Source organism: Micromonospora sp. NRRL B-16802, assembly GCF_001279555.1.
GTDB lineage: Bacteria > Actinomycetota > Actinomycetes > Mycobacteriales > Micromonosporaceae > Micromonospora > Micromonospora profundi.
In genome coordinates this window covers 58,152-81,249 of the sequence record NZ_LGEB01000052.1, presented here as the reverse complement: position 1 = coordinate 81,249, position 23,098 = coordinate 58,152, and the positions used below count along the sequence as shown (strand labels likewise).

General features: G+C 71.0%; 17 protein-coding genes. 9 read left to right on the top strand and 8 right to left on the bottom strand.

The genetic code is table 11. From position 1 onward, the window contains the following. Nucleotides 1-23: 23 nt before the first annotated feature. Together ADK66_RS10185 and ADK66_RS10180 are read right to left on the bottom strand one after the other, a co-directional pair. Nucleotides 24-2,555 (bottom strand): FtsX-like permease family protein, encoded by a 2,532-nt coding sequence (locus ADK66_RS10185; protein WP_053653808.1) that lies wholly within the window; start codon nucleotides 2,553-2,555, stop codon nucleotides 24-26. Continuing rightward, nucleotides 2,552-3,310, bottom strand: coding sequence for an ABC transporter ATP-binding protein (locus ADK66_RS10180; protein ID WP_053653806.1), 759 nt, complete (start codon nucleotides 3,308-3,310; stop codon nucleotides 2,552-2,554). Before ADK66_RS10180 ends, ADK66_RS10185 begins: the two co-directional genes overlap by 4 nt. A 146-nt stretch (nucleotides 3,311-3,456) precedes the next feature. On the opposite strand from ADK66_RS10180, the gene ADK66_RS10175 reads away from it, so the two are divergent. The 8 genes from ADK66_RS10175 (at nucleotide 3,457) to ADK66_RS10140 (ending at nucleotide 12,605) form a co-directional block, all read left to right on the top strand. Then, entirely contained in the window at nucleotides 3,457-4,656 is a 1,200-nt protein-coding gene (locus ADK66_RS10175; protein WP_053653804.1) for a sensor histidine kinase, read from the top strand. Then, nucleotides 4,653-5,291, top strand: coding sequence for a response regulator transcription factor (locus ADK66_RS10170; protein ID WP_053653802.1), 639 nt, complete (start codon nucleotides 4,653-4,655; stop codon nucleotides 5,289-5,291). Before ADK66_RS10175 ends, ADK66_RS10170 begins: the two co-directional genes overlap by 4 nt. A 107-nt stretch (nucleotides 5,292-5,398) precedes the next feature. Further along, a complete protein-coding gene (gene sthA, locus ADK66_RS10165) occupies nucleotides 5,399-6,802 on the top strand; it encodes a Si-specific NAD(P)(+) transhydrogenase (RefSeq protein ID WP_053653800.1) in 1,404 nt (467 codons plus the stop codon). Nucleotides 6,803-6,890: 88 nt separating this feature from the next. Beyond that, on the top strand, nucleotides 6,891-9,638 hold the full coding sequence (locus tag ADK66_RS10160) for an AAA family ATPase (protein WP_053653798.1): 2,748 nt from the start codon (nucleotides 6,891-6,893) through the stop codon (nucleotides 9,636-9,638). A 46-nt stretch (nucleotides 9,639-9,684) separates the two neighbouring features. After that, entirely contained in the window at nucleotides 9,685-9,969 is a 285-nt protein-coding gene (locus ADK66_RS10155) for a hypothetical protein (protein WP_053653796.1), read from the top strand. Then, nucleotides 9,966-10,487: a hypothetical protein gene (locus ADK66_RS10150; protein ID WP_053653794.1), complete on the top strand. Its 522-nt coding sequence runs from the start codon at nucleotides 9,966-9,968 to the stop codon at nucleotides 10,485-10,487. The genes ADK66_RS10155 and ADK66_RS10150 overlap by 4 nt, the downstream gene beginning before the upstream one ends. A 46-nt stretch (nucleotides 10,488-10,533) precedes the next feature. Further along, the gene (locus ADK66_RS10145; protein ID WP_053653793.1) at nucleotides 10,534-11,118 is read left to right on the top strand and encodes a DUF3558 domain-containing protein; all 585 of its coding nucleotides are present in this window, start codon (nucleotides 10,534-10,536) and stop codon (nucleotides 11,116-11,118) included. A gap of 17 nt (nucleotides 11,119-11,135) precedes the next feature. Then, on the top strand, nucleotides 11,136-12,605 hold the full coding sequence (locus ADK66_RS10140; RefSeq protein WP_157552381.1) for a hypothetical protein: 1,470 nt from the start codon (nucleotides 11,136-11,138) through the stop codon (nucleotides 12,603-12,605). A 53-nt stretch (nucleotides 12,606-12,658) separates the two neighbouring features. Here ADK66_RS10140 and ADK66_RS10135 read toward each other — a convergent pair whose 3' ends face one another. Together ADK66_RS10135 and ADK66_RS10130 are read right to left on the bottom strand one after the other, a co-directional pair. Further along, a complete protein-coding gene (locus ADK66_RS10135) occupies nucleotides 12,659-14,068 on the bottom strand; it encodes an endo-1,4-beta-xylanase (RefSeq protein WP_053653789.1) in 1,410 nt (469 codons plus the stop codon). A 42-nt stretch (nucleotides 14,069-14,110) separates the two neighbouring features. Next, nucleotides 14,111-15,457, bottom strand: coding sequence for a PHB depolymerase family esterase (locus ADK66_RS10130; RefSeq protein WP_053653787.1), 1,347 nt, complete (start codon nucleotides 15,455-15,457; stop codon nucleotides 14,111-14,113). Between the two features lie 314 nt (nucleotides 15,458-15,771). Here ADK66_RS10130 and manD point away from each other — a divergent pair, with 314 nt between their 5' ends. Continuing rightward, nucleotides 15,772-16,980: a D-mannonate dehydratase ManD gene (gene manD / locus ADK66_RS10125; RefSeq protein ID WP_053653785.1), complete on the top strand. Its 1,209-nt coding sequence runs from the start codon at nucleotides 15,772-15,774 to the stop codon at nucleotides 16,978-16,980. A gap of 13 nt (nucleotides 16,981-16,993) precedes the next feature. Here the strand turns inward: manD and ADK66_RS10120 are convergent, their stop codons facing one another. From ADK66_RS10120 to ADK66_RS10105, 4 genes are all read right to left on the bottom strand, one after another. Continuing rightward, nucleotides 16,994-19,090, bottom strand: a complete 2,097-nt coding sequence (locus tag ADK66_RS10120; protein ID WP_053653851.1) for an alpha-glucuronidase — start codon at nucleotides 19,088-19,090, stop codon at nucleotides 16,994-16,996. 32 nt (nucleotides 19,091-19,122) lie between these two features. Then, the gene (locus tag ADK66_RS10115; protein ID WP_053653783.1) at nucleotides 19,123-19,809 is read right to left on the bottom strand and encodes a DUF624 domain-containing protein; all 687 of its coding nucleotides are present in this window, start codon (nucleotides 19,807-19,809) and stop codon (nucleotides 19,123-19,125) included. Then, nucleotides 19,806-21,347 (bottom strand): xylan 1,4-beta-xylosidase, encoded by a 1,542-nt coding sequence (locus tag ADK66_RS10110; protein ID WP_053653781.1) that lies wholly within the window; start codon nucleotides 21,345-21,347, stop codon nucleotides 19,806-19,808. The genes ADK66_RS10115 and ADK66_RS10110 overlap by 4 nt, the downstream gene beginning before the upstream one ends. A 109-nt stretch (nucleotides 21,348-21,456) precedes the next feature. Then, complete coding sequence (locus tag ADK66_RS10105; protein ID WP_053653779.1) at nucleotides 21,457-23,094, bottom strand: extracellular solute-binding protein; 1,638 nt, start codon at nucleotides 23,092-23,094, stop codon at nucleotides 21,457-21,459. Between the last annotated feature and the right edge of the window lie 4 nt (nucleotides 23,095-23,098).

Sequence of the window (23,098 nt, the reverse complement as noted above, 5' to 3'; positions counted from 1 at the left end):
CGGCGCCGGCCCGCGGGGCGGGCTCAGCCGTCGGCCCCCAGCGCCACCACCGGGCTGACCCGCGACGCACGCCGGGCCGGCAGGACCCCGGCCAGCGCGGTCAGCCCGACAAGCGTCACGAACAGCCCGACCAGGGGCAGCACCGGTACGGTCAGCGGCGCGTTGATCCCCAGGGACTGGACCGCTATCCAGGCGTACGGGACGCCGAGCAGCAGGCCGATAGTCGCACCGATCACCCCGTAGAGTCCGGACTCCACTGTCAGCATCGTGCGCAGACCGGCGCGGGACAGGCCGATCGCGCGGAGCAGCCCGGATTCGCGTACCCGTTCGACCACCGAGAGCGCGGTCGTGGAGCCCACGCCGACGACAGCGATCAGCACGGTCAGGCTGACCAGGCCGACAGCGATCCCGACCAGGGTGCGCACCACCTCGTCGTTGCGGTCCCGCTCGTCGGCGAGCACCACGAGGCCCACGCTGTCGCTGTCGCCGATCGCTGCCCGCAGCGCCCGTACGCCGGCCGTGCGACCGTCCTCACCGGACCCGGCCGCGTCGGCCAGCAGACCGGTGTACGCGGTCGGCACGCCGAGCCGGTCCAGATCGGCCGGGTCGATGAGAACACCTGCGTGCAGCGGGCCGTCGCCGGGCAGGACCGCCGCCACCCGTACGTCGAGTCTGCGCGCCGCGAGGGCGAGGGTGACGGTGTCGCCGGCCCGCAGACCGGAGTCCCGGGCAACCCACTTGTTGAGCACGATCCTGCCGGGGCCGCGATCGGCGAGACTGCCCTCGGCGACGTCCAGGTCACCGCTTGTCGGCAACCCCGTCAGGTCCAGGTCGGTGGCCGGGTATCCGGACTCGGTTTCGCCCAGCTTGTCGGTGCCACGCATCAGTGTGACGTCATCGACCTGCCGGTACGGCACCACCCGCGCCAGCGCGCCGCCAGCCGCCTCGGCCCGGGTCACGACGTCCGCCGGCAGCGCCGCCCCGCCGCCGTTGACCTCGAAGTCTGCGGGCGCCGACAGCGCCATCTCGCGGTCGGCGAGGACCTGCAACGACGCGCCGCCGATCACCACTCCGGAGATCAGTGTCACGCCGAGCGCTACCACGACGGAGACCGCTGCCGCCCGGCGCGGCGCACCACCGATCCCGCCTACCGCCATCCGCCCGAGCGGCCCGAGTTGGCGCAACGGCCAGCCCACCACGGCCAGCACCGGGCGCACCAGCAGCGGCCCGAGGGCCACGAGCGCGAAGAACGCGAACGTGCCGGACCCGACAAGCAGGAGCAGTGGCAGAAGCGGGTCGTACGTCGTCTGCTCCGGCTTCGGCAACTGGCTGATCGTCGCGACGGCTGCCACTACCGCACCGACGGCCAGGAGCAGCCCGAGCACCAGGCGCAGGACGCCGATACCGCGCCGGCCGGCGGTGGTGCTCGCCGCCCGCAGCGCCTCCAGCGGGGAGACACGGGCGGCCGACAGCGCCGGCGCCAGGACGGCAAGGACTGTGAGCAGGACGGCGCCGAGCACCACCGCGGCAGCAGCCACCAGTGGTGGGGGCGGCGACGAGACGTCGTGGCCGGCGGAGCGCAGGATCGCCGGCACCGCGTACCCGAGGGCGAGGGCACTGCCGACTCCGACGACGCCGGCGACGAACCCGGTCAGGGCTCCCTCGGCGGTCATCGCCCTGACCAGGGTGCCTCGACTCGCGCCGACAGCGCGTAGCAGCGCGAGCTGCCGCATCCGCTGGGCGAAGACGATGCGGAAGGTGGAGGTGACCACAAGCGCTGCCGCGACGACGGCGATCGCGACGAACACGCCGACCAGGATGAAGATCGTCGCAACCTCGTCGACCGCCGCGTTGACCTCCGCCTGGCGTACCTCGTCGCCGGTGCGGATCGGCTGGCCGGGGACCGCCGCGGTCACCCGCTGGTGGACGGCCTCGGTCGACTCCCCGGGAGCGACCCGCACGTCGACGCGGTCCACCGCGCTCAGGCGTCCCCACGAGGTCACGGCGCCCTCCGGGGCGTACGCGTCGTAGCCGGAGTCGGCGTTGGTGTCCACGATGCCGGTCACGACGAGGCGGGCGGGCGCGGTGAGTTCGCCGCCCTCGCCACTGACGGTGCTGCCGACGGAGAGCCCGGCCCGCTGGGCGGTACGGGGGGTGATCGCGATCTCGCCGGGCTGGTCCGGGTAGCTGCCCTCGACGACTGTGACGATGCTCAGCGGGCCGCCGCCCGGGTCGGCCTGGAGGTTGAGGTACGCCTTGTCGACGGCCACCCCGATCGACACCCGGCCCACCGCCTCGGCAACACCGGGCACGGCGCGGATCCGCGTCAGGTCCGCGACGGTGGGTGGAGTCTGGTTCACGCTGCCGATCACCAGGTCGGTGACGGCCGGGGTACCGCTCAGGTTGTCCCGCACTGTCCGTTCGCTGATCCCCTGCACCAGCACGGTGCCGAAGACGACGAACGACGCGACAAGGATCGCCAGGCCGGTCAGGATCAGCCGGCCGGGCCGCCGGGCGGCGGCGCTCGTCTGGGTACGCAGCACTGTCGCCCTCATGCGCGGGCCGCCAGATCACGCAGCGCGTCGGTGACCGAGTCGTGGTTCGGCTTGTCGATCTCACCGGCGAGCCGGCCGTCGGCGAGCAGCACCACCCGGTCCGCGTACGCGGCGGCGACCGGGTCGTGCGTGACCATCACGACTGTCTGTCCGAGGTCGCGGACGGAGTCACGCAGGACGGCGAGCACCTCCGCTCCGGATCGGGAGTCGAGGTTGCCGGTCGGCTCGTCGGCGAACACCACCTCGGGGCGTGCGACGAGTGCACGGGCCAGTGCCACCCGCTGCTGCTGGCCGCCGGACAGTTCGCTGGGTCGGTGGCCGAGCCTGTCGCCAAGACCCAACACCCCCACCAGGTGCGCGAAGAGCTGACGGTCGGGCTCCCGGCCGGCGAGGTCCAGAGGGAGGGTGATGTTCTGCGCGGCAGTGAGCTGCGGCAGCAGGTTGAACGCCTGGAAGACGAACCCGATCCGGTCGCGGCGTACCCGGGTCAGCGTACGGTCGGACTGCCTGGTGAGGTCGGTGCCGCCGAGCAGGACCCGGCCGGAGGTTGCCGTGTCCAGGCCGGCGAGGCAGTGCATGAGCGTCGACTTGCCGGACCCGGACGCGCCCATGATCGCGGTGAACTCGGCCCGGCCGAAGCCCACTGACACCCCGTCCAGGGCGCGGACGGCGGTGTCGCCGCTGCCGTACACCTTCACCAGGTTGACGGCGGCGACCGCGGCGTGGCTGGTCTCCGGTAGGGCGTGGGTTGTCATCGTTCCTCCAGTGGCTGCAATGTGACACCGGAAGCGTCGCCGTCACGGGCGGGTGGGCGCATCGGCCCGCAGCCGGGTATCGGCGGCGTCGGGTCTACCTTTCGGCTGATCTGTCATCTCCTTCCGACTGGCTACGCTGGGTCATCATGAGCGCCCCGGATCTTCGACGTTTGTGGGTACGCCTGGCCCAAGCCACCGGGCTCCTGGTCTTCGGGCTGCTCGCTCTCTTCGACCTCACGGCCACCATGTCGGATGCCTTCGGAGCGGCCGCTCTCCTCGTCATGCTGGTGCCGACGGGGTTGGCGGTCGCGACGGTGCCGCTCTGGCTTCCGGTGCACCGGCTGGGCTCCCGCCGGTTGCCGCTGGCCGCCCTGGCAGTCGCCGCCGCCTCACTGGCAGTGACCGCAGGGGGTGTGGTCCTCACCGGCGGTGGCGTCCTGTTTCCCCGCACCTGGGGGCTGGCCGAGTCGGCCGGGCTGATCGGTGTGGTCTTCGTGGTGAGCCGCTGGGGCGCGCCCCGGTTCGCCGTGTGGGCGGCGGTGGCCGCCGGGCTCGCCGTCGCGGCGATGCCACTGCGTGCCGGCACCGACAACCTGCTCGTGATCTTCGGACTGCTCCAGGCGCTCGCGGCGGTCGGTGCCGCCGGGGTGGGACTCTATCTACGGGTGATCGCCGCCGGTCGGGCCCGGGCGATCGCCCTGGTCAGGGCCGAACAGCGTGCGGAGTTCGCCCGTGACCTGCACGACTTCATCGCCCACCACGTGACAGGCATCGTGGTGCAGGCGCAGGGTGCGCGGTTCGTCGCCGAGCAGGACCCGCGTCGGGTGATCGTCGCCCTGGAGCAGATCGAGCAGGCCGGTGCCGAGACGATGGCCTCGATGCGGAGGATGGTGGGGATCCTGCGCAACCCGGACGCACCGCCGGACGCACCGCTGGCCCCGCTGGCCGGCGTGACCGACCTGGCGCCTCTGCTGTCCGGTTTCAACGGCACGGCGAGCGCGCCGGCACGGCTACACGTCGACGGGGACCTGGAGGGACTGCCGGTGGAGGTGTCGACATCGGCGTACCGGGTGGTGATGGAGGGGCTGACAAACACCCGCCAACACGCCCCGGACGCGCGATCGGTGGACGTGTCGGTGCGCCGTACACCGGACTGGTTGCTGGTCCGGGTGGCCGACGACGGCGCGACCCCACGCACCGCGCCGGCCCGTGGGCACGGCTTCGGGCTGCTCGGCCTCACCGAGCGGGTACGCGCCCTCGGCGGCACGATCACCGCCGGGCCCGGTGTCGCCGGTGGCTGGGTGCTCGACGCCGCGTTCCCGCTGCGCCCGGCGGTGACCAGGTGATCCGCGTGCTCATCGCCGACGACCAGGCGATGGTGCGGACCGGCTTCGGCATGATCATCGGGGCGCAGTCGGACATGGCTGTGGTCGGCGAGGCCGCCGACGGGGTCGAGGCTGTCGAGTTGGCCCGACGGCTGCGCCCGGACGTGGTGCTGCTGGACATCCGGATGCCCCGCCTCGACGGCCTCGAAGCCCTGCGGCTGCTCGCCGGGCCGGGCGTCGCCGATCCGATCCGGGTCGTCGTGGTGACGACCTTCGACCTCGACGAGTACGTGCACACAGCGCTCTCCAACGGCGCCTGCGGCTTCCTGCTCAAGGACTCCGGCCCGGCGCTGCTCGTGGAGGCGGTCCGCGCGGCGGTGTCCGGTGACGCGCTGATCAGCCCGTCCATCACGGTACGTCTGCTGGAGCACCTCAGCCCGCCCGCGTTCCCGCACGACGACGCCGGGCTGTCACCTCGGGAACTCGACGTCGTGAAACTCGTCGCCCGAGGCCTGACGAACGCCGAGATCGCCGCACAGCTCTTCATCGCCGTCGGCACTGTCAAGACCCACCTGGCGAGCGTCCAGATGAAACTCCCGGCCCGCAACCGGGTCGAGATCGCCGCCTGGGCCTGGGAGCGCCGCCTCGTCAGCTGAGGACCTTGACCGCCGAGCGTGCCGGGACCATCGGATCCGACGCGCGTCGGCGGATGAGTGGCGCTCGGCTCTGGCGCGGTCGACGACATCTTGGGACGCTAGCGATCGTGTATGACTACGACCTGTTGGTGCTGGGTTCCGGACCCAGCGGTCAGAAGGCCGCGATCGCCGCCGCCAAGCTCGGCAGGCGGGTCGGCATCGTGGACCGCCGCGACATGATCGGTGGGGTGTGCATCAACACCGGCACCGTGCCGTCCAAGACACTGCGCGAGGCCGTGCTCTATCTGACCGGCCTGAGCCAGCGGGATCTCTACGGCAGCAGCTACCGGGTCAAGGAGGAGATCACGGTAAGCGACCTGGCCGCCCGGACCCAGCACGTGATCACCAGGCAGACCGACGTCATCCGCAACCAGCTCGCCCGCAACCGCGTCGCGATGATCACCGGAACGGGGCGTTTCGCGGACGCCCACTCCATCTGGGTGGACGCCGGGTCGGGCCGCGAGTCCAAGGTGACCTTCGACAAAGCCATCATCGCCGCGGGCACCCGCCCGGCACGCCCGGACAGCGTCGACTTCGACGACCGCACCATCGTGGACTCCGACGGCGTCATCAACCTCCAGGCCGTACCCCGCAGCATGGTGGTGGTCGGCGCCGGCGTGATCGGCATGGAGTACGCGTCGATGTTCGCCGCGCTCGGCACGAAGGTGACAGTCGTGGAGCGCCGCGACCGGATGCTCGACTTCTGCGACGAGGAGGTCGTCGAGTCGCTCAAATACCACCTGCGGGACCTGTCCGTGGCGTTCCGCTTCGGCGAGGAGGTCGCCGCTGTGGAAAAGCACCAGACGGCCGCGCTGTGCATCCTCAAGAGCGGCAAGAAGATCGTCGCCGACACGGTGATGTACTCGGCCGGCCGGCAGGGCCAGACCGACGACCTGGCCCTGGAGGCGGCCGGCTTGGAGGCGGACCGACGCGGCCGGATCGCTGTCGACGCCAACTACCGCACCCCCGTCGACAACATCTACGCGGTCGGCGACGTGATCGGCTTCCCGGCGCTTGCGTCCACCTCGATGGAGCAGGGCAGGCTGGCCGCGCAGCACGCCTGCGGCGAGCCGATCCGAGAGATGCACGGCCTGCAACCCATCGGCATCTACACCATCCCCGAGATCAGCTTCGTCGGGCAGACCGAGGCGCAGCTCACCGACGCCTCGACGCCGTTCGAGGTGGGCATCGCCCGCTACCGCGAGCTGGCCCGGGGCCAGATCGTCGGTGACTCGTACGGGATGTTGAAGCTGCTCGTCTCCCCCGACGACGGACGGCTGCTCGGGGTGCACGTGTTCGGCACCGCCGCCACCGAGATCGTCCACATCGGGCAGGCCGTGATCGGGTGCGGTGGCACTATCGACTACCTGGTGGACGCGGTGTTCAACTATCCCACCTTGGCCGAGGCGTACAAGGTGGCCGCTCTGGACGCGTCCAACAAGATCCGCAACATCACCCGTATCGACGGCTAGTCTCCACCCTCGACCTGGCCTGCGGGCCATCCCCGGTCACCCGTTGGCGGGATGCCCCGGCGGCTGTCCCCGATGCCAGAATTTCCCCATGCGACACGCCATCGTCGGGCGGGACGAGGTGTTCGACCGGGCCTGGCGGCAGCTGGGCCGCCCCGGGCCGGTGCTGGTGGAGGGGCCAGCCGGCATCGGCAAATCCGAACTCTGGCGGGCGCTCGTCGCGCAGGCCAGGCAGGCGGGTTGGCTGGTGCTGAGCTGCGCGCCCACCGAGGCCGAAGCGGAGCTTCCGTACGCCGCCCTGGCCGACCTGCTGCGCCCGCTCGCCGACCGGGTCGCCGCGCTGCCCGAGCCACAAAGGACCGCAGCCGAGGTCGTGCTCCTCGCCGGCGACGTCCGGGAGGCCGTCGACGTGCGAGTGGTCGGGGCCGCGACCCGCTCACTGCTGGAAGCGACGGCGCCGGAGGCCCACCCGGCGGTACTGGTGGCCGTGGACGACGCGCCCTGGCTGGACCGGCCGAGCGAACGCGCGTTGCGGTACGCGCTGCGGCGCGTGGCGGGCCTGAGCGTGTTGGTGAGTCGCCGACGCGGGCAGGGCGATCCCGAGGACGTGCCGCTCGGGCTCGACGAGGGCCGCGACGGCAGCCGGCTCGAACGGGTGGAGCTGCCGCCGCTCGACGTCGGCGCGCTGCACCACGTCCTGCGCGACCAGTTGGGCGTCACGCTCTCCCGACCCATGCTGGTGCGGGTGGCGCGGGAGGCCGGCGGCAATCCGCTGCTGACCATCGAGGTCGTACGCGCCATGCAACGCCTGCCGCGCCAACCCTCGCCCGGCGACGACCTGCCGGTGGCCGCGTCCATGCATCACCTGCTCGCGGACGTCGTCGCCGGGTTGTCCCCCGCCAGTCGTGACGCGGTACGGCTGGCCGCGCTGCTGACAGTGCCCACGCTTGTCGACCTGACGACGGCGGGGGTGCCCGCCGCCGCGCTGGACGCCCCCGAGGAGGCCGGGCTGGTCGTCGTGACACCGACGGGCGTGCGGTTCACCCACCCGGTGCACGCCGCCGCCGTACGCGCCGGCATCCCGCCGGGCGTCCGTCGCCGGCTGCACCGCAGGCTGGCCGACCTGGTGGCCGACCCGGACGAGCGGGCCCGGCACCTGGCGCTGTGCACGACGGAACCGGACCCGGCGGTCGCTGACACACTCGCCGCCGCTGCCGACCGGTGGCACAGCCGGGGCGCGCCCGACCTCGCCGCCGACCTGCACGACCGCGCCGGCCAGCTCACTCCCGTCGACGATCGGGTACGGCTGGGCCAGCGGCGGCTCGCCGCGGCCCGCTGCAGGCTCGACAGCGGTGACCTGCCGGCAGCCCGGCAGGCGGCCGAGGCGGTGGCGGCCGACTTCTCCGGTGACCTGCGCGCCGAGTCGCTGCTGCTGCGTGCCATCGTCGCCTGGTCCACCGGCGAGGCCGGACAGGCGGCCGTGGAGTTTGGCACCCGGGCACTGGCGGCGGCCCGGCCCGACTCGGCACTGGCCGGCCGCATCCACGCCCACCTGGCCGTCTTCAACGACCACACCGAGCCGGCACGGGCGCACGCCGAGGCCGCCGCCGCGCTGTTGGACGGCCGCGACGACGAACACGACCTGCTCGCCGCCGCGCTGGTCCTGCTCTTCTTCCAGGAGGTACGCCTCGGGCGGGCGCCGCGCACCGACCTGTTGGAGCGGGCTCTCGCCCTGGAGGGCGACAAACCGTCGTGGCTGGCGAGCACGGTGCCGGCGATCTGGTGGAAGTCGATGGACGACGCGGAGCGTGCCCGCAGTCGACTGCGCCAGATGCTCGGTCGGGCCGAGGCCCGCGGCGACGAGCCCCTGCAACACGAGTTGCTGTCGCACCTGGGTGAGGCCGAGTTGCTGGCCGGGCGGTGGGACGAGGCCCAACGGCACATCGCCGCCGCACGGGATCTCGGTGACCAGCTCGGCAGCGGTCTGGTCGCCGAGACCTGGCTGGCCGCCCTGCTGGACGCTCACCGTGGCCGGCTGGCCGAGGCGGCCCGGGTGGCCGAGTCCGGTCTGCGGCTCGCCGAGGAACTGGACGACGACTGGTGCCGGCGCATCCACCAGCAGTTGGCCGGGTTCGTGGCCCTGTCGGCAGGCCGGATGGCGGAGGCCGCCGCCGCGTACACCGCCCTGGCCGCCACTATCGACGCGCAGGGCCTGGTGGAGCCGCTCGCGATGCGCTTCGAACCGGACTGGATCGAGGCGTGTGTCGGGGCCGGCGAACTCGACCGCGCTACGGCGGTGCTGCACCGGCTGGACGCCCGGCACCGCCGGCTGCCGCGGCCCTGGACGATCCTGGGCACCGCACGGGCCCGCGTACTGCTGGACAGCGCCACCGGCCGTGACCCCGGGCCGGCGCTCGAGGAGTTGACGGCAGCGCGGAACGCCGTACCTCCGGATGTTCTCCCGCTGGATCGTGCCCGCTGCCTGTTCGTGGCCGGGATGGCGTACCGGCGGTGCCGCCGCAAGCTGCCGGCGCGGCAGGCGCTGGAGGTGGCGGTGGCGGAGTTCAGCGCGATCGGCGCTGCGGCGTTCGCCGAGCGGGCCCGGGCGGAGCTGGCTCGCGTCGGAGGTCGCGCGCCGACACCCCGGCACCTCACCCCCACCGAGGAGCGGGTGGCCCGCCTGGCGGCGCGCGGCCGGACCAACCGCGCCATCGCCGACGAGCTGTTCGTCAGCCCGAAGACCGTCGAGGCCAATCTGGCCCGCGTGTACCGCAAGCTCGGCATCTCCACGCGCGCCGAGCTGGGTGCGGCGATGACCAGGGCAGACGCGCAAACATAGGGAAACGCCCGATTCCTCGCCGGCCGCCGCGACCTAGCGTCAGCTCATGGCCAATCACCTGTTCGTCCTGGAGCAGTACGACAGCTCCTCCGAGGCGGGCACGGCCGCACCGCAGATCACCACACCGGGCTGTCGGCTGGTCGCCGCCATCCGGTTGCCCACAGACAACGTCGTGATCGCCCTGGTCGAGGGCCCCGACGCGGAGGTGGTGGCCGCGGCCGCCGCCGACGGCGCGTGGCGGGTCGACCGGCTGATTCCGGCCCGGTGGATCCGTCCACCTCAGCTCAGCTCCACCAACCCGGACCTCCCACGACAGGTGAAGGAAGCATGACTGTGCGCCGACTGATCGCACCCCTGTGGTGCTCGCTGCTGCTGATTCCGCTCGTCGCCTGCGGCCCCGACGACACCGGCGACGCCGATCCCGCCGCCGGGGCCGGCGTCGAGGTCGACGGCGGCGCCGACCTGCCCAACGTGTCCCGGCCCGCGTGCCCGTTCAGCGCGGCCCAGGTCTCCGACCTCGTCGGACAACCGATGGAGGACCAGGGCAACTGCCTGTTCGGCGACGGCAAGGGCGTCGCCTCGCTCACCATCACCACCGCCTCGCCGCTCGCCGGTGAGAGCACCTACGACTACCAGCGCAAGAACGCCACCGAGGTCTACCGGGAGGTGAAGGACGTCAACAAGGGCCGCAAGGCGTACCTCGCCGTGAAGGACATCGAAGGTGAGGCCGTCGTGGTCAGCGACAAGGGCAGCTACACCGTGATCCTCAGCAGCTTCCAGGCGATCAGTGCCAGCCCCGGCGGGTACGAGCCGACGCTGCGCAAGGTGCTCGACGCCCTCCCGCTGTGACGCGCAGCCACGACCGGCCGACCCCGCGACAGGAAGTGGAGCCACGATGACTCACCTCGGAACCGGCACGCGGCGGCGTGTCCAACTCCTGGCCACCGTGGCCGCCGTGTCGACGCTCACCGCGCTCGGCGGCTGCGGGATGCTCGACGGCACTGACGACGGTGGTACCCCGGCGGCCGGCGCGGAACAGAGCGTGGCGGCCACCCCCGAGGACGACCCGGCCGCGGCGCCGTCGGCGGAGGCGCCGCCGGCTGCGGCAAAGATCGACGCCTGCGCACTGGTCACGAAGGGGGAGGCGGAGAAGCTGGCGGGCACTCCCCTTCAGGACCCACCGGAGAAGCCGGAGGATCGGGACACCTGCACCTACACGGGGGCGCCGAACGGCCCGACCGCGCAGGTCGAGGTGTACGTCGGTGACGGTGCGAAGAAGTTCCTCGACATCGACCGCGAACTCGGGCACAAGTTCACTGCGATCAGCGGTGCGGGCGATGAGGCGTACGCCGAGGACGGCACGGTCTTCGTCAGCAAGGGCGGGGTGTGGGCCTGCATCCGGCTGGTCCGCAGCGAGGACCCGGCGACGTACCGCACGGCTCTGGAGACCGCGGCGCGCACGGCCGCCGGCCGCCTTTGAACGGCGAGGGAGGCGACGTGGTGGCACCGGGGTCGCGGCGTCGCCGGGCGGTGGCCGTGCTGCTCACCGTGACCCTGGTGCCTCTCGCAGCCTGCCAGCGGGGTGACGCCGGCCCGAAACCACCCCGCCCGCCGGCCGGCGTCGCCGCTGAGGACCAGCGGTACGGGGCGGCGCCCGCGCCCGACCCGAAGGTGACCTACCAGCCCGACGTGGTGTTCGTGGGCGGCGGTGGCGGGTCGGTGCGCGGGCTCTCCGAGGACGCGTTGACCTGGCGCATCGACCCCGGCGCCAGTGGCGCCGACAAGCTCGCCCGGGGGAAGGTCATGTTCCTCACCGGGCGGGCGGTGGGCCGGGTGCTCGACGTGCGCCGCGACGCCGACGACCTGGCGGTGACCCTCGGGCCGGTGAACATCACCGACGTGATCCGGGACGGGACCTTCGCCAGTGACGGCCCGGTCTCCCTGGAAAAACCGGTACGGCACGACGCTGGCACGCCCTTCTGGGCCGAGTACGACGCAGCGGATGGCGGGTCGGGTGGCGGAGCGGCTGTGCCCGCGGCGTCGACGCCGTCCTCCTCGACGTTTCGGGTGCGACCGGTCGGCAGTGGTGTCGGCATGTCCCCTGCGGGTCTCTCGGGCGTTCGGCGGATCGGCGGATTCGACGTCACGTCGATCTGTTGCGTGAACGCGGTAGGCGCGCGCTTCAGCTATCACGGCGGCGGGATCCGCATCGTGGGCTTGGCGACATTGCTGATGAAGAGCCCGACGGCCCAGTTCTACCTCGAAATTCGCGGCGCCACGATCCGGAGGGCGGAGCTACGGGTCAGCGGGATGGTCGGGCTGCGGATCGAGATCAAGGGGGCAACCGACAGAGGTCAGAACATCAACAAGCGCATCCCGATCCCGCTGGATTTCAGCGTGCCGGTGGGCAAGATCCTCGGGGTGCCGTTCTCCGTCACCGCCAACCAGGTCATCGGGATACAGACGGCCTTCAGCGCCAAGGACGGCAACATCAAGGCGGCCGGCGAGTGGTCGCTGGGGGGCTCCGTCGGTTTCGGTTACGCCGACGGCGCGTTCGGCGTCACAAAGCCCTGGAACCTCACCGTCCACAACAGCATCACCGACTCGATCAGCGGACCGTCGGTCGGCGTGAACGGAATCATCATCTACTACCAGGCGGCATTCCGGGCTGGCCTCGGTATGTTCGGTCTCACGGCCGGGTTGTACGCGATCGTCACCGCCTCTGCGGGGCTGACTGTCGGTTCCGCTCTGGGAGCGCCGCTCGCGCTGTGCCGCAGCACGCAACTCGGCCTGACCCTGGACTACGGCGTCGGCTACACAATCCCCGGCGGCCTGGCGAGGGTGATCAACAAGTTCCTGGACCTGTTCAACGCGGGGCCGATCGCGGCAAGTGCCGGCATCGGACGAGTCGACAATGTGTTCGACAAGCTTGACGTCCAGCCCGACAAGAAGATCTGCAAAGGCTGACCGGTGGCCGGTGCGGAGGACGACCCTCCGCACCGGCCGGTGTCACGTCAGCCTCACGCGCAGGTCGCGCTCAGGTTGCCGGCGGTGCCGGTGCCCTGGAAGCCGAACTCGATGGTCTGCCCAGCGCCGACCTGACTGTTGTAGTCGACGTTCGTGAAGCGGACCGTGCCGCTGTTACCACTGCGGTTGGCGCTCCAGGCGTTGGTGACCGCGGCGCCCGACGGCAACGTGATCGTCGTCGCCCAGGAGTTGAGTGCCGAGGATCCCGCAGTCACCCGGACGTTGGCCACGAAACCGCCCTGCCACTGGTTCACCGACACCGTCGCGGTGCAGGAACCGGTCGGCGGCGGGGTCGTCGGCGGCGGAGTGGTGGGCGGCGGGGTCGTGGGCGGCGGAGTGGTGGGCGGCGGGGTCGTCGGCGGCGGAGTGGTCGGCGGCGGGGTGGTGCCACCGGCGTTCAGCGCGGCGAGCACCGCGTCGTACGCCGCCTTCTTCGCACCACCGCTTGTGAACAGCAGCGGGCTCTGCTCGGAGCGCCACGAGTCACTGTCGCGGATACCCCACACCGTGATCCCGTTGCAGCGGGGAACGGCCAGGCAGTCCTCGACCACTGCCCGGTAGGTGTTCGCCGGAGCGTTCTGGATGTCCAGCTCGGTGATCTGCACGTCCACACCGAGCGCCGCGAAACTCGACAGCGTGGTGCGGTAGTTGCTCACGTAGGGCGAGTCGTTGTTGAAGTGCGACTGGAAGCCCACGCAGTCGATCGGCACACCACGGGACTTGAAGTCGCGCACCATGTTGTAGACGGCCTGGGTCTTGGCCCAGGTCCAGTTGTCGGTGTTGTAGTCGTTGTAGCAGAGCTTCGCGCCCGGGTCGGCGGCGCGGGCGGCCCGGAACGCGGCCTCGATCCAGTCGTTTCCGGTGCGCTGGAGGTTGGAGTCGCGGCGGGCACCTGAGTTGCCGTCGGCGAACGCCTCGTTCACGACGTCCCAGGCCACCACCTTGCCCCGGTAGTACGTCGCCACCTGGGTGACGTGGTTGAGCATCGCCTGCCGCAACGCGCTGCCACTCATGCTCGACATCCAGCCCGGCTGCTGCTGGTGCCAGGCCAACGTGTGCCCACGCACGCTCATGCCCTGGCTGCGGGCGTGGTTGACGATCCGGTCGGCGTTTGTGAAGTTGAACTGACCCTGCTGCGGCTCAGTCGCGTCGATCTTCATCTCGTTCTCGGGCGTCACCGAGTTGAACTCACGATTGAGGATCGTCGTGTACGCGCCGTCGGAGAGCCGGTTGGCGGCCACCGCCGTACCGAAGTACCGGCCCTTCTCGGCGGCGGAGGCACCCAACGTGGTGCCCGCGCTCGCCGTGCCGGGCAGGATCATCGCCATGCTGGCGGCGAGGGCGCCCGCGCCGGTAAGCGCGAGGGCGGCCTTCGTTGCCGCCCTCCATTTCGGTTTTCTCATCGTGCCACTCCGTTTCTGTGCTGGTGGTGTGGGAGAGGTGGGTCAGGAGACCGAACAGGTCGCCCCGTTGAGGGCGAAGGACGTGGGCTTGCCGGTGCCGCCGTTGTGGGTGGCCTGGAAGCCGATGTCGACCGAGGTGTTCGGCGCGATGGTGGCGTTGTAGGAGACGTTGCGGGCGGTCACCGCTCCGCTGGTCGGGGTGTACTGCGCGTTCCAGCCGTTGGTGATGGCTTGGCCGGCGGGCAGCGTGAAGGTCAACGCCCATCCGTTCACCGCTGCGGTCCCGGTGTTGGTGATGGTCACGCTGGCGGTGAGACCGCTGTTCCAGGCGTTTACCGTGTAGCCGACCCGACAGGAGCCTTCCGATGGCGGCGGCGTGGTCGGGGGCGGCGTGGTCGGCGGAGGCGTGGTCGGGGGTGGCGTCGTCGGAGGCGGGGTGGTCGGAGGCGGCGTCGTCGGAGGCGGCGTGGCGGTTCCGTCCAGGCCGAAGAAGCGGATCACCTGGGCGGCGTCGACAGGCAGGTTGTGCGAGACGCCCTGCATGCTTATCGCCTCGACCGGCGCCATCGGCCCGCTGCTGCCGTACCGGGTCCTTGTGTAACCGGACTGCGGCGAGTCGGTGTACGTCGGGGTCTGGCTCAGCCCGTGCACGTTCGTCCACTGCTTGACCTGCTCACCGAAGTTCGGGTAGCGCAGCGTCTCGTCGTTTGTGCCGTGCCAGATCTGCATCCGTGGTCGCGGCCCGGTGTAGCCGGGGTACGCCCCGCGTACCAGGTCCCCCCACTGCTGCGGAGTCCTGATGAGCTGGCCGTTGGCGCACTCGCTGTTCCACTCCGAACTGCCGCCGGTGGCGAAGCAGCCGAAGGGCACCCCGGCGAAGGACGCGCCCGCCGCGAACACGTCGGGGTAGTCACCGAGCATGACGTTGGTCATCATCGCGCCCGACGACGTGCCGGTGACGAAGATCCGGGCCGGGTCGGCGGCGTACCGCTGCCGCACGTAGTCGACCATCGACATGAGCCCGACCGGGTCGCTGCCGCCGCCTCGACGCAGCGCCTGCGGCGAGGCCACGTCCCAGCACTTGCTGCTGCGGGTCGCGGACGGGTAGATCACGATGAACCCGTACCTGTCGGCGAGGGACGCGTACTGGGTGCCGGAGTGGAACGCCGGGCCTGTTCCCGTGCAGTAGTGCAGGGCCAGCAGGACCGCCGGTCGGGACGCCACCCGGTCCGGGACGTACAGGTGCATCTGGAGGTTTGTGGGGTTGGTGCCGAAGCCGGTCACCTGGGTGAGCGTCGCCGCGGACGCGGGGGCGGCGAACGTCAGAGCGGCTGCGGCCAGTGTCACGACCGCCATGACGACGCCGAGCATCCTTGTCTTCAGTGTCATCGTTCGCGATTCCTCGGGAAATGACGCATGGAAGGGGGGTTAGTCGAGGACTGCCCTTCGCCCGACCATGACCGCGGCTCGCGTGACCAAGTCAGCTTCAATCGAGCGCACTCGATTGTCAAGGATTCCGGAAACCTTTCGGTGCAACGGATTGCGGGCGACCTGCGTACGAAGGCGGCGCCGCCGCATTGGCCATCGTCGACAGGCGGCGGGCTATTATCGGGAGGTTCCCGATAAGCACATCGCGCTTCTCCCGCCCCTCGCGCCACCCCCTGCGGCGTCCACAGCCGACCCGTGGGCCCGAAGGAGATCGAGTGAAGATCGTCGACGCCCGGGTCATCGTGACCTGTCCGGGCCGAAACTTCGTCACCCTCAAGATCGTCACGGATGAGGGCGTCACCGGCGTCGGAGACGCCACCCTCAACGGCCGGGAACTGGCCGTCGCGTCGTACCTGCGCGACCACGTGGCACCGCTGCTGATCGGCCGGGACCCGGCGCGCATCGAGGACACCTGGCAGTACCTGTACCAGGGCGCGTACTGGAGGCGCGGCCCGGTCACCATGAGCGCGATCGCGGCGGTGGACACCGCCCTGTGGGACATCAAGGGCAAGGTCGCCGGCCTCCCGGTCTACCAACTGCTGGGTGGCCGGTCCCGCGAGGGCGTCACCGTGTATGGCCACGCCAACGGCGAGTCCGTCGAGGAGGTGCTGGTGGAGGTTGCCCGCTACCTCGACCTCGGCTACCGGGCGGTGCGGGTCCAGTGCGGCGTGCCGGGCCTGCCGAAGACGTACGGGGTCAGCGCCGACAAGCTCTTCTACGAGCCGGCCGACGCGGCGCTGCCCAGCGAGGCGACCTGGTCCACGGCCCGCTACCTGACGCACGTGCCGACGGTGTTCGCCCGTGTCCGCGACGAGTTCGGCCCCACCCTGCGGCTGCTGCACGACGTGCACCACCGGCTCACCCCGATCGAGGCGGCCCGGCTCGGCCGCAGCCTGGAGCCGTACGCGCTGACCTGGATGGAGGACCCGGTCCCGGCCGACCTCCAGGAGGGCTTCCGGCTGATCCGGCAGCACACCACCACGCCGATCGCCGTGGGCGAGGTCTTCAACAGCATCCACGACGCCGCCCAGCTCATCCGGGAACAGCTCATCGACTACGTCCGGGCCACAGTCGTGCACGCCGGCGGGATCACCCACCTGCGTCGCATCTTCGACCTGGCGGCGCTGCACCACGTACGCAGCGGCTCGCACGGCGCCACCGACCTCTCGCCGGTCTGCATGGCCGCCGCGCTCCACCTCGACATCTCGATCCCCAACTTCGGCCTCCAGGAGTACATGCGGCACACGGCCGAGACCGACGAGGTGTTCCCCCACGGCTACCACTACGCCGACGGCTACCTGCACCCCGCCGAGACCCCGGGTCTCGGGGTGGACATCGACGAGGAGGCGGCGGCCCGCTACCCGTACGCCCCGGCGTACCTGCCGGTGAACCGGCTGGAGGACGGCACCGTGCACCCCTGGTGAGCGGGCAGCGGGGTCAGTAGATGCGCCGGCCGTGCGCGTCCGGCACCCCGGACTTGCGCAGGAAGTACGTGTTGATCTGATCGCGCCACTCGATTGCCGAGCGCACCTGCTCGTCGAGGCGCTCGGCCACCCGCACGTACACGGCCGGGTCGATCATCCCGTTCAGCGTCTGCCAGCGCCGCCGCATCGCCTCCACCTCCTCGACCCCCGCGAAGTGGGTGTCGTAGATGTGCTGGATGACCGTGGATCCGCTGTGCAGCACGTGGGTGTACGACACGTGGTGGAAGAACAGCAGCAGCTCGTCCGGGCAACGCTCGGGCGACTCGTACACGTCCGCCCAGTACGGCGGGTACTGGCCTGCGAAGCCGGTGCCGGACGCCCGGCTGCGGTCCACGCCGACGCCGTCACGGTCGGCGAAGTGGTAGGTGCCCCACCGCGAATACTCGTACCCGTCGACGTCGGGGCCGTAGTGGTCACCCGGGTGGACCATGAAACCGACGCCCAGCGGGGCGGTGTACCGCTCGTAGGTGCGCCAGGAGTCGTCCATGATCTCGTGCAGGGTGCGCCGCACCAGCTCCGGGTCGGCGGTCGCCGACGGCGGGAAGGTAAGCGTCATCCACTCGTCGAGGACGGCCCGGGGATCGAGCCGGGGATCCCAGGCGAGCCGACCGAACGTGTACAGGTTGGCCTGCGCCAACGGGTGCCCGGTCCAGAACGGGTCGTCGCCGGTGTTGGCAACGGCGACCAGGCCGCCGCCCTCCCCCTTCTCGCCCGTGGCCACGTCGGCGATCGTCCGCCCGCCGGGCCCCCACGGCGCGAACCGCAGCACCTCGCTCCACCACGGGCCGAGGTGACAGATGTGCCGCTGCTGGCCCGTGTACTCCTGGGTGACCTGGAACTCCACGGCGACCCGCGTGGCGGGCAGCGCGGCGAGCACCGGTGAGACGGGCTCGCGCACCTGGAAGTCCACCGGGCCGAACTTCACCTGGAGGACGACGTTGGTGCGGAACCGCCCGTCGAGCGGCGTGAAGTGGTCGTAGGCGGCGCGCGCCCGGTCGGTGGATCGGTCCCGCCAGTCCTGGTGGTGGTCGTAGACGAACGCCCGCCAGTGCACCACTCCCCCGTGCGGGGCGAGGGCCTCGGCGAGCAGGTTCGCCCCGTCGGCGTGGTCACGGCCGTAGGTGAACGGGCCGGGTTGCCCCTCGGAGTCCGCCTTCACCACGTAGCCGCCGAAATCGGGGATGCGCTCGTACACCGCCCGGGTCGTGGCGGCCCACCACGCCCGCACCGCCTCGTCGGCCGGGTCCGCGGTGCTCAGGCCGCCGAGGGCCACCGGCGCGGCGAAGGTGACCGACAGGTGCACCCGGATGCCGTACAGGCGCAGGACGTCAGCGATCTCGGCGACGTCGCCGAGCCGGTCGGTGAGCAGCCGCGCCTCGGCCCGTGCCACGTTGACGTTGTTCACCGATATCGCGTTGATCCCGCTGGCCGCCAGCAGCCGCCCGTACGCCCGCAGTCGGGCCAGGTCCCCACGCGGACGGCCGTCGCGCCAGAAGATCGAGCCGCCCGCGTATCCCCGCTCGACCTGGCCCATCACCGGGTGCACCGCCACGTTGTCCCAGTGGTTCAGCATCCGGCGGCGCAGTGCGGGCCGGTGCAGCTCCGGTGGGCGGGCCGGATCGAACGCCGCTGCGCAGAGCCGGACCACGTGGAACAGCCCGTACAGCAGGCCGGCGGGAGCGTCGGCCAGCACGACAGTCACGTCGCCGGCCCGCACCAGCAGGAATCCTTCGTCGCCGAGCGTCCGGCCGTCGTCGATCAGCGCCGCCTCGCCCGCCGCCCGCGCCGCCTGTGCCGTCGAACTCGGCAGCGCGTCCGCCCGGCGCAACGTCAGCACCAGGTCGACGTCGACGTCCCAGGACGGTGAGTGCCACATCCGCCCGCCGTAGCGTGCGCACGCGCGGGCCACCTCGTCGAGGACGGTGTCGACGAGCGGCCCGTCGCCGTGCACGAGAACGCGGCGCGCGCCCAGCGACCGGAACGCCTCCGGCGGCAGCCAGGCGGCGTGCACCTGTGGTTCCTCGACGTCAAACGGATCCGCCACGAACATCGGCCCCTCCACGTCCACGAACTCCGGCGTGCTCACGGTGTGAACTCCTCACGGATCATCCGGACCATCGGGTCGCCGACGCGCAGCAGCGCCAGGGCCGCGATCGACCCCAGCATCGCGAGGACCACCTCGGAGAAGACCGCTGTGATCCCGGCCGCCGCGGCCAGCAGCAGGGCGTTGCCGACGGCAACCCCGGGGGTACGCACGAGGAAGTGCACTGCCAACCGGAGCACGTCGCGGGTGCGGAAGTCGAACAGCGAGGTGATCACCAGGGCGTTCGCCGCGCAGAGCGTCACCGCCGCACCGATCAGGAGCAGCGGCACCGTCCACCAGGTGGCCAGGCCTACCGCGTCCCGGTAGGAGAGGTTCACGGCGAGCACTGTCAGCCACAGCAGCGTCGGCACCCAGACGCGCAGCACGGCACGCAGGTTGGCCCGGTAGCCGCGCCAGAACAGCGCTGCGGGTCGCAGGTCGGTCAGGTCGCAGCGCTGGTGGCGCAGGGCGTACAGGGCTGCCGAGAGGGCGGGACCGACAGGCACCAGGAGGGCCGCCACCAGCGGCAGGTTGCTGGGGTCGCGGCCCAGCAGCACCAACGGCAGCAGGCCGGGCAGTGTGGTGAGCAGGAACAGCAACTCGACGACGAGCAGGATGTAGACGCGGGAGGTGATCCGCGACAGTGGCCCGTCGCCGAACTGTCGCAGGGCTTGTGTGCTGCTCACTGCTGCTCCTTCCGGTCGGCCGCGACCGGGTGCCCGAGCAGACGGTCGGCGTTCCACCACTGTGGGGTCTCGTCCTCGACCGCGCTGAGTTCGAGGAGGGTGACCTCGTGCCGGCCGAGGGTGAGGTCCACCTCGACCCGGCCGGCGGCGACCGGCAGCGCGCGGTGCGTACGCGCCGGCTCGGCCGCCTCCCGCAGGGCGTGGAGCTGCCGTAGGGACGGCGAGCGGGGACAACCCATCTCGGTCCACGCCGCCCATGCGTTGCCAGCCTCCTCGCCTACCGACGAGCGCAGCAGGAACGCCGACGTCGTTCCGGGCGGGCCGAGTGGGATGGACAGCGCCAGCGGGTGCCGGTCGGGTGCAGGTGACCGGCCTGTGACGTCCACGGGCGCCCACGCCAGCACGGCGATCCGCCCGTCGCGGTGCCGGGTGACCAGGTGGTCGTCGCCGCGGGCGAGCACGTCGCCGCCGAGGCGGGCCATGAACGCGTACAGGTGGTAGGTGGGTTTCTTGATCTGGCGGTGGGTGAGCAGGCCGAACCCGCCGTGGAACAGCGCGGTCGGCACCCCCACCTCCTCGAACATGTCGCTGAACGTCCAGTACGAGAACGAGTCGACAAGGTCGCCGCCGGTGGCGAGCACGGGTGCCAGGTACGCGGCGTGGAAAGCGGTGTCGTGGATCGGGTTGTCCGGTCGGTAGGACGAGTTGAACTCGGTGATGTGCACCGGCAGGTCCGCCAACGGGGTGCCGGCAAGGTGCTGGCGCGGAGCGGCGAACTGGGTCAGCAGGTCCGCCGCCGGGGCGAGGGTCTGGTGGGTGCCGAACGGCACGTGCTGGGCCGGCCCGGAGGTGTACGCGTGCCTGCTGACGAAGTCGACGGGCACCTGCCTGTCGGTGACGAACTCGGCGAACGACGCCAGCCAGTCGTCAGCGCCCGGGGAGATCGCCGGCCCGCCGACCTGCAACGACGCGTCGACGTCCTTGACGGCGTGCGCGCTGGCCTCGTACAGGCGGTGGTAGGCGTCGCGGTCCGCGCCCTGCCAGAACGGCTCCAGGTTCGGCTCGTTCCACACCTCGATGGGCCAGCCGCGCACCTCGTTGAGGCCGTACCTGTCGACCAGGTGTGCCACTGTGGCGCGGACCAGGTCGGCCCACTCGGACAGGGACGCGGGTGGCGTGACGTTGCCCTTCCACCAGAACACTGTCTGGTCGCCGGAGGCGAGGCCCGACGGCATGAACCCGAGCTCCACGAACGGCCGGATGCCCAGGTCGAGGTACACGTCGACGACCTGGTCGACGTACGTGAAGGAGTGGTGCACGCGACGCTTGCCGTCGTGCTCGTACGGGCGGTGCACGCCGACGCCGTCGCTGAGCAGACCGTGCCCACGGATGTGCCGGAACCCGATGTCGGCCTGGACGAGGGCCAGCGAGTCCTGGTAGTCGCGACGCAGGGCCAGCTCGAAACGGCTGGTGCCGACGCAGCGTCGCCAGGCGTCCGTGAGCCGGCCGGCGGGCTGGTCGGGAACGGTGATGCGCATCGCTGTCCTCTGGTCGTCCTGCCGGGCGGGTGACGCGCACCGCGCCGGCCGTGGTCGCCGGGATGCCCGGCCGGGCCGCGATCAGCCGCCCGACCGGACTCCCCGCTGGTCAGCCGTTTTTCTTCTGGAACCGCTCGTACGCCTTGTTGACAGTGTCGATGTACTGGTCGGCGTTCTTGGCCTTAAGCTCGGCCACGTACGCGTCCCACTCGCTCAGCGGCCGCTGACCCAGGGCGAACTTCAGCGTGTTCTGCGAGACGAAGTCCTTCAGCGGCGTCTCCCAGAGCGACACCTGCTCGCGCTCCTCATCGGTCAGCGGAGCGGGCGGGGCCACCTCCCTGGGGGTGCGCGCGTCCATCACCTTCTGGAACTCCAACTCCTCCGGGGAGAAGAACCCGCGGACCAGGTCGGGGCTGCCGCCGTAGGCGAAGACGCCGTTCTGGAAGCCGAAGTCCTTCTGCAGGTGCTTGGGCGCCTTCGGGTTGAGGCCGAGGAAGTCGACGCCGGGGTTGAGCGTGCGCTTCCCGGACGCGTCCTTGGTGAACGTGGTGCCCTCGACGCCCCAGCGGGCGAACTCCAGGCCGGCGTCCGAATACCACAGCCAGTCGATGAACTGCATCATTGCCACGAAGTTCTTGCTCTCCCGGGCCTTCGTGGAGATCATGATGCCGTTCTCCAGGCGGGAGAAGGGGTTGATCTCGCCGGCCGGCCCGACCGGCAGTGGAATCTTGGCCATCTTCGCGTTCGGCAGGGTCTTGGCCAGGTCGGGCCGGTGGTTGTTGACAAGCGTCTGTGCGTTGCCGGTGACCACGAAGGACTTGCCGTTGGCGAGCTTCTGGCGGGCCTGGTCGTCGGTCTGGGTGAAGCTCTCCGGGTCGAGCAGGCCCTCGGCGACGAGCTTGTGCAGGTACGTGAGCATCTGCTTGTACTGCTCGGACCCGCCGGTGTAGGTGAACTTCTTCGCCGCCGGGTCCCAGGTGGCGTGCTGGTAGTCCCAACCGGCCCGCGTGCCGAAGGACGCGCTGAGGATGTTCAGCAGGGCGCCGGTCGGTGTGGGCTTACTGAACAGGTCGGAGTACGGGTAGACGTTCGGGTACTTCGCCTTCATCGCCTTGAGCACCGTGTACAGGTCGTCCCAGGTCTTCGGGACCGGGAGGTTCAGCTCCTCCATGATGTCGGTGCGCACCAGCACCGTGTAGTCCTGCGTGGGCTTCTCGTGGAGGCCCGGCAGCAGGTAGAACTTGCCGTCGGACTGCCGCAGGTTGTCGATCTCCGGCTTCAGGTTCCACTTGGCGATCTTGTCCTTGAGGTTGGGCATCAGATCCAGGTAGTCGCTCACCGGAAGGATCGCCCCGGAGGACACGAACGGGTCCTCCTGCGGGTGGTACGTCTTGGGAATGATCAGTGGCGCGTCCCCAGCGCCGATGAGCAGGCTGCGCTTCTGCTCGTAGTCGCTCAGCGGTACGGCGACCGGATCGATCTTGACGTTGGTCCGCTTGGTCAACTCCGACCAGAACAGCCAGTCTTCCTTGAGCGGATAGAACGTGTGGTTGTTGTAGAGGGTCGAGAAGGAGAGCGCCTCGGTGGCCTTGAACTGGTCGCCGACACCGTAGTTCGCCATCGCACCGGCACGGTTCTCCGAGAGGTCCGTCGACTCGCCGGGGTCCTCGGAGCATGCGGTGGTCAGGCTGAGCGCGAGCAGACCCGCGGTGGCTAACGCCACGCGGCGCCACGTCTGGTGGAGCATGGCT